The organism is Mesorhizobium sp. M7A.F.Ce.TU.012.03.2.1 (assembly GCF_004006095.1).
In the GTDB taxonomy this organism is placed as follows: domain Bacteria; phylum Pseudomonadota; class Alphaproteobacteria; order Rhizobiales; family Rhizobiaceae; genus Mesorhizobium.
The window spans coordinates 1,710,345-1,723,799 of the sequence record NZ_CP034779.1 but is presented as its reverse complement, the minus strand read 5'-3'; the positions used below and the strand labels follow the sequence as shown (position 1 = coordinate 1,723,799).

Below are 13,455 nucleotides of genomic sequence, written 5' to 3'. Positions count from 1 at the left end.
AATGCGCCTGACCTTCCGAAGTTCCGGGGCGTGGCCGCCGCTGTTTCAGTGCTCCGCCAGCCAGGCATCGAGCCGGTCCTGTTCGCGGCGCAGTGCGTCGATGTTGATCAGGCCACGCGCCATGGCGAGATAGATCGCCCGTGTCCGCGAGTTGAACACGGAAGCATCGCCGGCGCCGTCCTCCGCCGGCACGATGCCGAGCTTGTCGTAGCAGTGCTTGATGCGGCTCTGCGCACCACGGATCGACAGGCCGCGCCGCGCCGCGATCGCCCGGTCGGTCAGGCCGAGCGCGATGTCGATCAGGCTCTCATATTCGCCGTCGGTGATGCCCTCGAACTTGTCCTGCACGCGGTGCTGGATGCCGCGGATTTCGCGGTCGATGATGCAGTGGCCTTCGCGGAAAACCCCGCGCAGCGCGGACCGCATGCCCTCCTCCGTCGCCGATTTGAGCACATAGCCGTAGACCGAACCGGGCGGCACGATGCGCGCCACGCCGCGCACATAGGCTTCGTCGGCGAAATTCGACCAGAACAGGATGTGCGTGCCGGCGCGACGGTTCCAGATCGCCTTGGCAACTTCGATTCCCGTCGCCTTGGGCATCTGCAAATCGAGCACGACATGCAGTGGCTCGCGTTCGGCCGCCAGGTTGATGGCGTCCTCGCCGTCGCTCGCTTCGATCACCTCGACGTCGCCGGGCCACAGCTGCTCCACCGTTCGCCGCGCGAAGCTACGGTGCAGCCCGTCATTCTCGGCGATCATCACAAGCATCACATGGCCTCCGATACGGCGAACTCGCCAGGCACCGCTGCAGCCGCCGCCAATTCTCGCGACGGCTGGCGGTCGATCTCGACGACGACACGGGTGCCGCCGTTCTTGCGGCCGGCCTGGCCGATACGCAGCCGCGCCCCGATAAGGGCTGCCCGCGTGTGCATATGGCCGATGCCGCCATACGCGGCCGGGTCGACGGTGCCGCAGCCTTGGCCGTCATCCGTCACGATGACCCGCAGCACGCTCGCGGTCGACGCCAACAGCACGTCGATGCGGTGCGGCGCGGCATGGCGAACGGCATTGTTGATCGCTTCCTGCACGATCCGGTAGAGCGCGGTCCGCACTGGCTCGGCCAGGCTGTCGGCACCGCCGTCGCTGGTGTCGGCGATGCGCACGGCGATCGGCGGCTTGGCCCTGGCGACGCTGCGGTTGAGATGCGCCTCGACCGCGTCGCGCAGGCCGAACAGTTCGAGCACGCTCGGCCGCATGTCGTCGACGATGTGGCGCAGTTCCGTCAGGCAGCCGGCGACCTCCTGCTCGAGATCGGCAAGCTGCGCTGCCCGCGCCACGCCTTGCCCGCGAAGGGCCGAAAGCTGGCGCGCGATGCGGGCGAGATCGGCAAGCGTTTGGTCGTGCAGGTCCATGGCCATGCGCCGCCGTTCGCGCTCCATGCCTTCGGTCAATTGCGAGGCGCCGACGCGCAGCAGTTCGACCCGGTTGCGCGCCTCGCTCTCGGCCAGCATGGCGCGGCGCGCCTCCTCGGTCTGGATCAGCGCGAAGATGTAGGGCGCGATCAGGTCCGCGCATTGCTGGGCGACCGCGACATCGGCAAGCGTGTAGCAGTCGACCTCGTGCCGGCTGATGTTGAGCGCGCCGATGATGCCGCCGCGCGCCCTGAGCGGCACGACGATGCGGCTGCGCAGCCTGGCGGCGAAGATCGGACCATCGATGGCGGTGGCGAAATGGAAGCGCTCGTCGCTCAACGCATCGTCGGCGAGCAGATAGGGGACTTCGCCCCACAGCACCGAGCGGATCGGGCTGACTTCGGTCGGCAGCGGATGCTGGGCTAGCTCGCTCCAGCTGGTGTGGAAGCCGGCTTCGTAACAGGCGTGCCGGCGGCCGTCATGCGACAGCACCGCCAGATCCATGTGATCGTGCGGGATGAGCGAGCCGATCTCAATGGCTGTCGCTCGGAACGCCGTGCCGGGATCGATATGGCCGGCAAGCGCCCGCGATATCGCCAGCAGCCGGTCGATCAAGACCAGGGACACTTCCGCCATTGCTTTCACGATCCTCCCGTGCCGCGAAATAGTGGACGCATGCCGCCGCCGCTGTCAACGACGGCGCCGTTGGCCATAGGGTCCCGCACTCAGCTTGACAAAAGACCTGACGACAGCTCGGCGGTGCCGGCAGCCTTGTGGCGGTAATAGGAATTTTTTCTTGACTCCATGCCCTCAGCTATGGTACATTTTTGTCCATGGTGCTGATTTGCGCCAGTGACCCGCCGCACAGGCGGGTTTTTCGTTTGATGCTCCGTCAGCCAATGGCGGGCGAAGGCTCCGAAGAAACCCGTCAGCCCGAGTTCGTTGCCCTGCCGTTGGACCGGCCGATCAACTTGCGGTGCAATGATTGTAAAGGGTTCGCGTCCTGGTCTAGGGAGGAGGCCAGGAGACCGAAACAGAATGCCAGTGACGCAAAACGTTGCTCCGGGCGCCCCGGGAATCCCGGCGCGCTGGACATCAAGCGCCAAGAGTGGCGTCGGAACGTCGCTTTCGCCGGCCGGCCGGATCTGGTTCACGATCAGCCACGGCATCCTCAACGAAGTCTACTATCCGCGCGTCGACAGCGCCTGCACCCGCGACCTCGGCTTGATCGTCACCGGTCCCGGCGGCTATTTTTCGGAAGAGAAACGCGATGCCGTGCATACGATCGAACCGTTCGAGGACGGCGTGCCCGCCTACAGGCTGGTCAACACGGCGAGCGACGGCGCCTGGCGGATCGAAAAGCGCATCCTCGCCGACCCGGCGCGCCCGGCTCTGCTGCAGGAAATCACCTTCACGGCGCTGAAAGGGGTGCCCGGTGGCTACCGCGTCTACGCGCTTCTGGCACCGCATCTGGTCAATGCCGGCATGGGCAACACCGCCTGGGTCGGCGAGCACGAGGGAAAGCCCATGCTGTTCGCCTCGGGGCGCGGCTCTTGCCTGGCGCTGGCCTCGTCGCTGCCCTGGCGAACCGGTTCGGCCGGCTATGTCGGCTTTTCCGACGGTTGGCAGCAACTCCACAATACAGGTGAGCTCGACGCTGCGTACCAGCGGGCCGAGGACGGCAATGTCGCGCTGACGGGCGAGATCGGCTTTTCCGCCACAGAGACCAAGGCCTTGCTGGCGCTTGGGTTCGGCGCGACATCGGACGAGGCCGCGGAACATGCTTTCGCCAGCCTGAAGCAGGGTTTTGAACCCGCAGCGAAATCCTATCTTCAGAACTGGCGCAATTGGCAGACTGGCCTGCTGCCGCTTGATCGACACACGGCATCATCGGGTATCAACAGCTATCGCACCAGCACCGCGGTACTGGCGACGCACCGGTCGATCGCCACACCGGGCGCCGCGGTCGCCAGCCTGTCGATCCCGTGGGGCTTCAACAGGGGTGACGACGACCTCGGCGGCTACCATCTGGTCTGGCCGCGCGATCTGGTCGAGACGGCGGGCGGCTTTCTTGCTGCCGGCGATGCTGCCTCGGCCCTGCAAATCCTCGATTACCTCAGCTCCATCCAGCAGCCGGACGGCCATTGGCCGCAGAACGCCTGGCTCGACGGATCGGCCTATTGGCCCGGCATCCAGATGGACGAATGCGCCTTTCCGCTGCTGCTGGCCGATGCTTTGCGCCGCGCCGGCCATTTGCCGCGCGCCAGGCTCATGACCTTCCTGCCGACGATCGAGCGCGCCGCCGGCTATGTCGTGCGCAACGGACCCGTCACCGGCGAGGACCGCTGGGAAGAGGATGCCGGCTACAGCCCGTTCACGCTCGCCGTCGAAATCGCCGCACTGCTTGCCGCGGCAGACCTGCTCGACGCTTGCGGCAAGACAGACGCCGCGACCTATCTGCGCGAGACATCAGACGTCTGGAACGACCAGGTCGAGCGCTGGACCTACGTCACCGGCACGGCGATCTGCAGTCAAGTCGGCGTCGAAGGCTACTATGTCCGCATAGCACCACCCGACAGCGCCGAGGCCGGTTCGCCGAAGGACGGCTATGTCCCGATCAAGAACCGGCCGCCCGGCGACACGGATCGGCCCGCCAAGGAGATCGTCAGCCCGGATGCGCTGGCACTTGTCCGCTTCGGTCTGCGGGCGGCCGACGATCCGCGCATGACAGACACGGTCAAGGTCATCGACGCGCAATTGCGCTGCGATCTGCCGCAAGGGCCGCTCTGGTATCGCTACAACGGCGATGGCTACGGCGAGCATGAAGATGGCGCGCCTTTCGATGGCACCGGCCAGGGTCGCCCCTGGCCGCTGCTGGCCGGCGAACGCGCCCACTATGAGCTGGCGGCTGGACACGAGGAAAAGGCAGCCAGCCTGCTGGCAGCACTGGAAGGCTCGGCCGGACCGGGCGGCCTGTTGCCGGAGCAGGTCTGGGACGGCGCCGATCTGCCGGAGCGCGAACTGCTGCATGGCCGACCCTCGGGCAGCGCCATGCCGCTGGTCTGGGCGCATTCGGAGCATATCAAGCTGCTGCGCTCGCTGCGCGACGGCGCGGTCTTCGACATGCCGCCGCAAGGCGTCAAGCGCTATATCGAGGACAAGACCGTATCGCCGTTCAGGACATGGCGGTTCAACAACAAGATCCGCACCATGCCGGAGGGCAAGACGTTGCGCGTCGAATTGTTGGACCCGGCTACAGTCCACTGGAGCACCGACAACTGGGCGACCGCCCACGACAGCCATACGGTGGAGAACGCCTTCGGCATCCATCTTGCCGATCTGCCCGCGGCAAGCCTCCCCGAGGGAAGCACGCTGCTCTTCACTTTTTTCTGGCCCGCGACCGGCGATTGGGAGAATGTCGACTTCTCCGTCATATCGGGCGACCAAGATGGCCAGTAGATCACAGCCAGTAGACCTTCCCTCGATAACCCCGCAAATCTCTTAGAAAACAGGGACGAAACCATGCAGATCGGAATGATGGGACTGGGCCGGATGGGCGCCAACATGGTCCGGCGCCTGATGCGCGACGGCCACGAATGCGTCGTCTACGACATCAACCCGGCCAGCGTCGCCGCCCTGGTGACCGACGGCGCGTCAGGGGCGGCCTCGATGGAAGAATTCGTCGGCAAGCTGGCCAAGCCGCGCTGCGTGTGGCTGATGCTGCCGGCGGCGATCACCGGCAGGATCATCGACCAGGTGGCGGCCCTGATGGAGCCCGGCGACATCGTTATCGACGGCGGCAATTCCTACTACCACGACGCCGTCGACCAGGCCGCGAAACTGGCCGGCAAGGGTATCCATCTTGTCGATGTCGGCACCAGTGGCGGCGTCTGGGGCCTGGAGCGTGGCTACTGCCTGATGATCGGCGGCCCCGACGTGGCGGTGCAGCACCTCGATTCGATCTTCGCCACGCTGGCACCGGGCGCCGATGCCGGCTCCAATCCGCCTGGGGATGCCGGCACCGCGCCCTTCGGCTATCTGCATTGCGGACCGAGCGGCGCCGGCCACTTCGTCAAGATGGTGCACAACGGCATCGAATATGGCGTCATGGCCGCCTATGCCGAAGGCATGAACATCCTGAAGTCGGCCAATGCCGGCAAGCGGCAACGGACGGCGGACGCCGAGACCAGTCCGCTGGAAAACCCGCAATACTACCAGTTCGACATCGACCTTCCCCAGGTGGCCGAGGTCTGGCGGCATGGCAGCGTTATCGGCTCCTGGCTGCTCGACCTGACGGCCGGCGCGTTGAAAAGCGATCCGGGCCTGGTGAATTTCGGCGGCCGCGTTTCGGATTCCGGCGAAGGTCGCTGGACCCTGAAGGCGGCTATCGACACCGGCGTGCCGGCTCCGGTGCTGTCCTCGGCACTGTTCGACCGCTTCTCCTCGCAAGGCGAATCCGAATTCGCCGACAAGCTGCTCTCCGCCATGCGCTATGCCTTTGGCGGCCACGTCGAGAAGCCGAAGGCCGGCAAGTGACGACACTGGGAGAGACAGGCGCATGAGCCAGGAACGGTCCGACACGCTGGTGCTCTTCGGGGCAACCGGCGACCTCGCCCACAAGAAGATATTTCCAGCCCTTTACCAGATGGTCGCCAAGGGCACGCTCACCGAACCGGTGATCGGCGTCGCCTTCGATGCCTGGGACCTCAAGCAATTGCAGGCGCGCGCCCGTGACGGCATCGTCAATGCGCTCGGCAAGATCGACGAGAAAGCGTTCGCCAAATTCGCCTCGCTGCTGCGCTACGTCAGCGGCGACTACCGTGACGGAGCGACGTTCGAGAAACTGAAGAGCGCGCTCGGCACCGCACAGCGGCCGCTGCATTACATGGCGGTGCCGCCGACCATGTTCGAGACCGTCGTCCAGGGGCTGGAGCAATCAGGCACGGCGCATGGCGCGCGGCTGATGGTGGAAAAGCCCTTCGGTCACGATCTGCAATCGGCGCGCTGGCTGAACCGGGTCCTGCATCTGGTGTTCGAGGAACAGTCGATCTTCCGCATCGACCATTACCTGGGCAAGGAAGCGATCCAGAACCTGCTCTATTTCCGCTTCGCCAATTCGCTGCTCGAGCCGATCTGGAACCGCAACTACGTCGAAAGCGTACAGGTCACAATGGCCGAGGATTTCGGCGTCGAGGGACGTGGCCGTTTCTATGACGATGTCGGCTGCATCAGGGACGTCATCGAGAACCATCTGCTCAACATCCTGTTGCTACTTGCCATGGAGCCGCCTGTCGGCCGTTCCGCCGACGACCTGATCGATGAGAAGGTGCAGGTGCTGCGCGCGATCAGGACGCTGACAAAAGACGATGTCGTGCGTGGCCAGTTCACCGGCTATCTCGCCGAACCGGGCGTGGCGCCGAACTCGCCCGTCGAGACCTTCGCGGCGGTGCGTTTCTTCGTCGACACCTGGCGCTGGCAGGACGTGCCGTTCTTCATCCGCGCCGGCAAGAACATGCCGGTGCATGTCACCGAAGTGGTGGTGCGGCTGAAGCGGCCGCCGCTCGATGTCTTCGATCCGATCAAGCCAGCCGACCAGAACTACGTCCGCTTCCGCATCGACCCACAGGTGGTGATCGCCATCGGCGCCCAGCGCAAGGCGCCAGGCGACGACATGATCGGCGAGCAGGTCGAACTGACGGCGCTCGACGACTCAAAGGGCGACATGCCGCCCTATGAGCGCTTGATCGGCGACGCCATGAACGGCAACGGGCAGTTGTTCACCCGCCAGGACGCCAGCGAACTGGCCTGGCGCATCGTCGGCCCGGTGCTTGGCGACACCACGCCGCCGCATCTCTACGAGCCGCTCACATGGGGACCGGCGGACGTCATGGCCGGGTTCGGGCCGCCCAATGGCTGGATCGATCCGGTGAAGTGAGAGGACCACACGATGGCCAAGGCGGTGAAGCAACCTGCATCGGGCACCGAGAAGCCGGACACTGAAAAAATCGTGCTCACGATCGACATCGGCGGCTCGCACGTCAAGATCCTCACCAGCGCCGGCGGCGAGGAGCGCCGCGCCGATTCGGGGCCGGGCCTGACGCCGCAGCAGATGATCGACGTGGTCAACAAGCTCGCCGAAGGCCTGTCCTACGACGTCGTCTCGATGGGCTATCCCGGCCCGGTCAATCACAACAGGCCGCTCGCCGACCCCGCCAATCTCGGCAAGGGCTGGGCTGGATTCGACTTTGCGGGCGCGTTCGGCAAACCGGTGAAAGTGGTCAATGATGCGCTGATGCAGGCCATCGGCAGCTACGAGGGCGGGCGCATGCTGTTCCTCGGGCTCGGCACCGGTCTCGGTGCGGCGATGATTGCCGACAACGTCGCCCAACCGATGGAACTCGCGCATTTGCCCTACAAGAAGGGCAGGAGTTTCGAGGATTATGTCGGCGAACGCGGCCTGGAAAAGCGCGGCAAGAAGAAATGGCGCAAATACGTCTTCGACGTCGTCGACCGGCTCCGTGCCGCCATGCAGCCGGACTATGTCGTGATTGGCGGCGGCAACGTCGACAAGCTCGATGAATTGCCCGCCGACTCCAGGCGCGGCGACAACACACGCGCCTTCGAAGGCGGGTTTCGTTTGTGGCGCGACAAAGCGCTGATAGTCTGATACTGTTATTGTTTAATATAGTTGTTCAAAATAACGTGTGACCTGACATCAAGTCGTTGCAATACGCAGATTTGCCGACTAGGAATTCCGCGCTACACCAACGCCATTCGTCCCGTGGACGCACGAAGGACGCCATAGCATTTTAATTTCGCGCATGATCCTTTCCGGAAGTCGAATCCGATTTTCAGGTCATTCGCTGTAGACGGAGAAATAGAGTGACCGACGATAGCAACAGTGCCCGTAAAGACATCGATCTGCTCGAGCTGACCGCTCACATCGTGTCCGCTTACGTCGAGAAGAACCGCTTGCCCGCCTCCGGCCTGGCCGACCTCATCGCCAGCGTCAGCGCCTCGATAAACGCGCTCGGCAAGCCTGCGGTCCCGGTGGCTGCCCCCCTGGTCCCGGCTGTCAACCCCAAGAAGTCGGTGACACCCGATTTCATCATCTGCCTCGAAGACGGCAAGAAGTTCAAATCGCTGAAGCGTCACCTGGGCGTGCATTTCGGCCTGACACCGGACGCCTATCGCGCCAAATGGGGCTTGCCGTCGGACTATCCGATGGTCGCTCCCAACTACGCGGCCTCGCGTTCGCTGCTGGCGAAATCCATCGGCCTCGGCCGCAAGGCTGCCCCCGTGAAGGCACCCGCCAAGGGCAGGAAGGCCAAGGCCTCGGCCTGAATATTCAGTCCTGAGCCAACAGTTAGGACGACTGGAACAGAAGCCTGCCGGCGAATTCGCCTTGGCAGGCTTCCTATTTTTATGGCTTGGATAGGTGGACGGGTTCCTAGAGCAATTCCAGGAAAATTGTGAAACGGTTTTCCGTCCGGAATTGCGTAAAAACAAGGAGTTAGAGCGAGTCGCCGTTTCCGTGAAACGGTGAACTGCTCTAGGGGAGCGAGCCATGAACTACACCAGGATGGTGATCGAGAAAGAAGCGCCGGAAGAATACGGCTACGACCGTATCCGCTACAATCTTTCGGAAAGTTCGATCGCCGACCAGAAGCTCTCCGACATCGGCCTTTCGCTGCCTGATCTCACGCTTTTCTATGGCGAGCATCGCGGCGACAAGCAGTTGCGTGCATTGATCTCGGCGCAGGATGCCGGCATTTCGCCGGATGATGTCCTGGTCACTGCCGGCGCCGCGGGCGCGCTGTTCATCATCTCGACCTCGCTCTTGTCGGCCAATGACCATCTCGTCGTCATCAGGCCCAACTACGCCACCAACATCGAAACCCCAAGGGCGATCGGCTGCGCCATCAGCTTTGTCGACCTGGCCTTCGAGGAAGGCTTCGCCATCGATGTCGAACGCGTCAAGGCGGCGCTGCGGCCGGACACGAAGCTGATCAGCGTCACCTGCCCGCACAACCCGACCGGCACGATGATGAGCCGAACCGAGCTCGATGCGCTGGTGGCGCTTGCCGAAAGCAGCAACTGCCGTCTGCTGGTCGACGAGACCTATCGCGACCTTTCCTACTGCCGGCGGCTGCCGACGGCTGCCTCACTGAGCCCGAGAGCGATCAGCGTCTCGTCATTGTCCAAGGCCTTCGGCATTCCCGGCATCCGCATCGGCTGGCTGATCACCCGGGACGCTGAGCTTCAGGAGAAATTCCTCGCCGCCAAGGAGCAGATCGGCATTTGCGGCAGCGTCATCGACGAAGGCATTGCCCGCGGGATGCTCGAGCGCCGCGACGCCTTCCTGGCGACGTTGCTGCCCGAAATGGCGGGGCGCCGCGACATCGTCCAGGCCTGGATCGATCGCGAACCGCTGGTCGACTGGGTGCGGCCCGAAGGGGGTGTCGTCGGCTTTCCGCGCCTCAATGTCGAACCCGGCTTCGACCTCGACCGGTTCTATGTGAACCTGCTGGAAAACCACGGCACCTATGTCGGACCCGGCCACTGGTTCGAGATGGAAAAACGCTTCTTCCGCGTCGGCTTTGGCTGGCCGACGGAAGCCGAATTGCGTGGCGGCCTCGACGCCATTTCCGTCGCGCTGCGGCAGTAAGTTTCCCGTGCCAGCGACCGGTTGATGCTACTGCGTCACAGCGACCGTTCATAGTGGCCAGCGTCTGCGCCGCCCCTCACCTGCCTGCCGGCATCCTCTCCCCGTATAGTGACGGGGGGAGGGGTGCCGTCATCGGCGATTTCGCCAATCTCCAGCGTTGCGGGAGAAATGCCGGCGTCGCCGCCCGCCCCTCTCTCCCCGTCACTATAGGATGTCCGGCAGGACAGTGAGGGGCAGCGCCAACGTCAACGATTGCTCCGTTCGGCCAGAAACTAATGGCGCAGTAGCGCTAATGCATCTCGCTCAAAAGTCGCGACGCGCTTTAGGCTGAAAATTCCTTGATCCAGCACTGATTTTGACGCATATCCGCTGCGAACTGAGCTAAAAGTTCCGCCAGCCGGACCAGCGCCCATCGTGGAAGTGCCCCGCCAGCTGATGCCATTCGAACGGGGCCTCTTAAATCATGACAGCAGAACAGATATCGCCGGACCAGCGCTATGCCGCGTTCCGCCATCGATCCTTCCTGAGCTATTGGGCGGCGCGTTTCCTCACCACATTCGCCACCATGATCGTGTCCGTCGCGGTCGGCTGGCAGATGTACGATTTGACCCGCGACCCGCTCGATCTCGGCCTGGTCGGCATCGTCCAGTTCCTGCCGTCGCTGCTTCTGGTGCTGGTCACCGGCGTCGTCGCTGATCGCTTCGGCCGCCGCCTGATCATGGCGCTGGCGGTCGTGGTGGAGGCGATGTGCGCGCTGGCGCTGCTGTTCCTGACGCTGCGCGGCATCAGCGGACCGCTGCCGATCTTCTGCGTGCTCGCCATGTTCGGCGTCGCCCGCGCCTTTTTCGGTCCGGCCTCCGCCTCGCTGTTCGCCAATCTGGTGCCGCCTCAGGATTTCGCCAACGCCATCGCCTGGAATTCATCGGCCTGGCAGACGGCGACCATCGTCGGCCCGGTCGCCGGCGGCCTGCTCTACGGCGTGTCGCCGGAAGCGGCCTACGGAACCGCCGCCGTCCTGATGCTCGTGTCCGGGCTGCTGATCTTCACCATTCCGAAGCCGTCGCAGCGGACCGAGTCGGAAAAGCCGACGATGCAGCACCTGCTCGGCGGGTTCAGCTACATCTTGAGCGAGAAGATCGTGCTCGGCGCCATCTCGCTCGATCTGTTCGCCGTGCTCCTGTCCGGCGCCTCGGCGCTGCTGCCGGTCTATGCACGCGACATCCTTCAGCTCGGCCCCTGGGGCCTCGGCCTGCTGCGCTCGGCGCCCAGCATCGGCGCCATTTGCGTCGCCATCTGGCTGGCCGGGCATCCGCTCCGCAACCACGCGGGCATGATCATGCTGGTCGCCGCCGCCTCGTTCGGCGCCTTCACCGTGCTGTTCGGCCTTTCCACCATCACCTGGCTGTCGATCGTGGCGCTGGTCTTCCTTGGCGCCACCGATATGTTCAGCGTCTACATCAGGGAAACGCTAATTCAGCTGTGGACGCCCGACGAGGTGCGCGGCCGCGTCAACGCCGTCAACCAGGTCTTTGTCGGCGCCTCCAACGAGGTCGGCGAATTCCGCGCCGGCACGATGGCCGCACTGATCGGCACGGTGCCGGCCGTGGTGATCGGCGGCATCGGCGCCATCGCCGTAGCGGGCCTGTGGATGGTGCTGTTCCCGCAACTGCGCAAGGTGCGCCATCTCGACGGACGCAACTGATCTTCCTCCAGTTGACAAGCCAAAATGCCCCGCCCCCGTGCCACAGGAGCTCTCATGATCACTTGCTACCTGAAATATGTCATCGACCCCTACAAGCTTGCCGAGTTCGAAGATTATGGCCGTCGCTGGATAGCTCTGGTCAACCGCCTCGGCGGAAACCATCACGGCTATTTCCTTCCGAGCGAGGGGGCGAGCAATATCGCTTTTGCCATGTTCAGCTTCCCGAGCCTCGCCGACTACGAGGTCTATCGCAAGCGTATGGCTGCCGACCCGGAATGCCAGGAAGTGTTTGAAATGGAAAAACGCAATCGCAGCATTCTCAGCTACGAGCGCAGCTTCCTGCGGCCGGTGCTCGAACCTTAAAGCGCGTCGCGTCGAAACAGATTCACGCGCCGCGCTTTAGGTCTTGTTTTATGCATGTCGTTTTCCCAAAACCGAGGTCGCTTTTGGGCGACATGCATTAGCTATCTGCTCGGCTTGCCGAAAATCATCCGCAGGAACTCGTCCAGCCAGCGCTTGAGATGCATGTCCCAGATCAGCCGGCCGCCGAGATGATCGCGGCCGGGCTGGGCACCGGGCAATTCGAAGCGATGCGCGCCGCGCACCACCCAGCGCTGCATCATCACCCTCGTCAGTTCGCCATGGAACTGGATGCCCCAGGCATTGTCGCCGTAGCGAAAGGCCTGGTTGGGATAGGTCTCGGCCGTCGCCAGCAGCGTCGCGTCCCTGGGCAGCGAAAAACCCTCGCGGTGAAACTGATAGACCATCTCCGGCCAGTGCATCAGTTGCTTGCCGGCTTCGGTCGCTTTCAGGGGATACCAGCCAACCTCGACCAGCCCTTCACCGTGTCCTTCGACCTTGCCGCCGAGATAGTTGACCAGCATCTGTGCGCCGAGACAGATGCCGAGACATGGCCGGTTCTCCCTCAGCGGTATTTCCAGCCAGTTGGTCTCGCGGCGAACGAACTCGTCGTCGTCATTGGCGCTCATCGGGCCGCCGAACACCACCGTGCCGGCGTGGTCGTCCAGTGTTTCGGGCAAGGCGTCGCCAAGCGGCGGCCGGCGGATATCGAGGTCGAACCCTTCTTCCAGCAACATGTGGCCGACACGCCCCGGGCTCGAACTCTCCTGATGCAGCACGATCAGTATCTTTGGCTTCGAACTCGTTTGGCGCGGCATGGGAAGGCGAAAATCCTATTCGTCGCTCGATGTTCCGGTGGCGCCGGGCGCGTGCGCCGCTGCCTTGCGGCGCGCCTCGACGCGATCATGGCGTTCGACGCCGATCAGCTCGGCGACGCGCCAGACGGTGTTGTCCTCGAGCTCGTGCAACTCGCCGTCGGCATAGACGATTTCCCACATCAGGCCGATGAAGGCCTTGCGCGCATCGGCATCGAGATGGCGCTTCAGGACACTGGTGAAGGCATAGAGATCGATCGCCTCATTGTCGGCCCGCTCGCCGGCGGCGGCAAGCGCCTCAAGTTCCGTGCCGCTGATCGAATAGCTCTCCGCCAGCACCGCCTTGAATCGTTCCCACTCGACATCCTGGCGCACGCCATCGGCATTCATCACATGGTAGAGCAGCGCCGAGGCGGCGATGCGCGGATCGTCCGTGCTGGCACGCGTGCCGGCGCCGGCCGGCAAATCCCTGAGAAACGACAGAACGCGTTCAAACAT

Annotated in this window: 12 protein-coding genes; 8 read left to right on the top strand and 4 right to left on the bottom strand. The window is 64.0% G+C overall.

Translation table 11 applies throughout. From position 1 onward, the window contains the following. Positions 1-45: 45 nt before the first annotated feature. Together EJ079_RS08400 and EJ079_RS08395 are read right to left on the bottom strand one after the other, a co-directional pair. On the bottom strand, positions 46-768 hold the full coding sequence (locus tag EJ079_RS08400) for a response regulator transcription factor (RefSeq protein WP_127318792.1): 723 nt from the start codon (positions 766-768) through the stop codon (positions 46-48). Then, the gene (locus tag EJ079_RS08395; protein ID WP_127808741.1) at positions 768-2,048 is read right to left on the bottom strand and encodes a histidine kinase; all 1,281 of its coding nucleotides are present in this window, start codon (positions 2,046-2,048) and stop codon (positions 768-770) included. The genes EJ079_RS08400 and EJ079_RS08395 overlap by 1 nt, the downstream gene beginning before the upstream one ends. 402 nt (positions 2,049-2,450) lie before the next feature. On the opposite strand from EJ079_RS08395, the gene EJ079_RS08390 reads away from it, so the two are divergent. From EJ079_RS08390 to EJ079_RS08350, 8 genes are all read left to right on the top strand, one after another. Then, positions 2,451-4,871 carry a glucan 1,4-alpha-glucosidase gene (locus tag EJ079_RS08390; protein ID WP_127808740.1) on the top strand — a complete coding sequence of 807 codons (2,421 nt, stop codon included), beginning with the start codon at positions 2,451-2,453 and terminating at the stop codon, positions 4,869-4,871. Positions 4,872-4,934: 63 nt separating this feature from the next. Next, entirely contained in the window at positions 4,935-5,948 is a 1,014-nt protein-coding gene (gene gnd, locus EJ079_RS08385) for a phosphogluconate dehydrogenase (NAD(+)-dependent, decarboxylating) (RefSeq protein ID WP_127808739.1), read from the top strand. 22 nt (positions 5,949-5,970) lie between these two features. Beyond that, positions 5,971-7,347 carry a glucose-6-phosphate dehydrogenase gene (gene zwf, locus EJ079_RS08380; protein ID WP_127808738.1) on the top strand — a complete coding sequence of 459 codons (1,377 nt, stop codon included), beginning with the start codon at positions 5,971-5,973 and terminating at the stop codon, positions 7,345-7,347. A 12-nt stretch (positions 7,348-7,359) separates the two neighbouring features. Next, positions 7,360-8,079, top strand: a complete 720-nt coding sequence (locus tag EJ079_RS08375) for an ROK family protein (RefSeq protein ID WP_127808737.1) — start codon at positions 7,360-7,362, stop codon at positions 8,077-8,079. 215 nt (positions 8,080-8,294) lie between these two features. Beyond that, complete coding sequence (locus tag EJ079_RS08370; RefSeq protein WP_127270031.1) at positions 8,295-8,756, top strand: MucR family transcriptional regulator; 462 nt, start codon at positions 8,295-8,297, stop codon at positions 8,754-8,756. A 223-nt stretch (positions 8,757-8,979) separates the two neighbouring features. Then, positions 8,980-10,080 carry an aminotransferase class I/II-fold pyridoxal phosphate-dependent enzyme gene (locus EJ079_RS08365; protein ID WP_127808736.1) on the top strand — a complete coding sequence of 367 codons (1,101 nt, stop codon included), beginning with the start codon at positions 8,980-8,982 and terminating at the stop codon, positions 10,078-10,080. Positions 10,081-10,543: 463 nt separating this feature from the next. Continuing rightward, positions 10,544-11,782, top strand: a complete 1,239-nt coding sequence (locus tag EJ079_RS08355; protein ID WP_127808735.1) for an MFS transporter — start codon at positions 10,544-10,546, stop codon at positions 11,780-11,782. A 54-nt stretch (positions 11,783-11,836) separates the two neighbouring features. Continuing rightward, positions 11,837-12,145: an NIPSNAP family protein gene (locus EJ079_RS08350; RefSeq protein WP_027037386.1), complete on the top strand. Its 309-nt coding sequence runs from the start codon at positions 11,837-11,839 to the stop codon at positions 12,143-12,145. 101 nt (positions 12,146-12,246) lie between these two features. Here the strand turns inward: EJ079_RS08350 and EJ079_RS08345 are convergent, their stop codons facing one another. Next, on the bottom strand, positions 12,247-12,960 hold the full coding sequence (locus EJ079_RS08345) for a glutamine amidotransferase (protein WP_127808734.1): 714 nt from the start codon (positions 12,958-12,960) through the stop codon (positions 12,247-12,249). A gap of 15 nt (positions 12,961-12,975) precedes the next feature. Next, positions 12,976-13,455, bottom strand: coding sequence for a TerB family tellurite resistance protein (locus EJ079_RS08340; RefSeq protein WP_127268697.1), 480 nt, complete (start codon positions 13,453-13,455; stop codon positions 12,976-12,978).

Excerpts from the sequence above, each read along its gene's own strand:
- EJ079_RS08400 (WP_127318792.1), bottom strand. The coding sequence starts at position 768 with ATGCTTGTGATGATCGCCGAGAATGACGGGCTGCACCGTAGCTTCGCG.
- EJ079_RS08395 (WP_127808741.1), bottom strand. The coding sequence starts at position 2,048 with ATGGCGGAAGTGTCCCTGGTCTTGATCGACCGGCTGCTGGCGATATCG.
- EJ079_RS08390 (WP_127808740.1), top strand. The coding sequence starts at position 2,451 with ATGCCAGTGACGCAAAACGTTGCTCCGGGCGCCCCGGGAATCCCGGCG.
- gnd (WP_127808739.1), top strand. The coding sequence starts at position 4,935 with ATGCAGATCGGAATGATGGGACTGGGCCGGATGGGCGCCAACATGGTC.
- zwf (WP_127808738.1), top strand. The coding sequence starts at position 5,971 with ATGAGCCAGGAACGGTCCGACACGCTGGTGCTCTTCGGGGCAACCGGC.
- EJ079_RS08375 (WP_127808737.1), top strand. The coding sequence starts at position 7,360 with ATGGCCAAGGCGGTGAAGCAACCTGCATCGGGCACCGAGAAGCCGGAC.
- EJ079_RS08365 (WP_127808736.1), top strand. The coding sequence starts at position 8,980 with ATGAACTACACCAGGATGGTGATCGAGAAAGAAGCGCCGGAAGAATAC.
- EJ079_RS08355 (WP_127808735.1), top strand. The coding sequence starts at position 10,544 with ATGACAGCAGAACAGATATCGCCGGACCAGCGCTATGCCGCGTTCCGC.
- EJ079_RS08350 (WP_027037386.1), top strand. The coding sequence starts at position 11,837 with ATGATCACTTGCTACCTGAAATATGTCATCGACCCCTACAAGCTTGCC.
- EJ079_RS08345 (WP_127808734.1), bottom strand. The coding sequence starts at position 12,960 with ATGCCGCGCCAAACGAGTTCGAAGCCAAAGATACTGATCGTGCTGCAT.
- EJ079_RS08340 (WP_127268697.1), bottom strand. The coding sequence starts at position 13,455 with ATGTTTGAACGCGTTCTGTCGTTTCTCAGGGATTTGCCGGCCGGCGCC.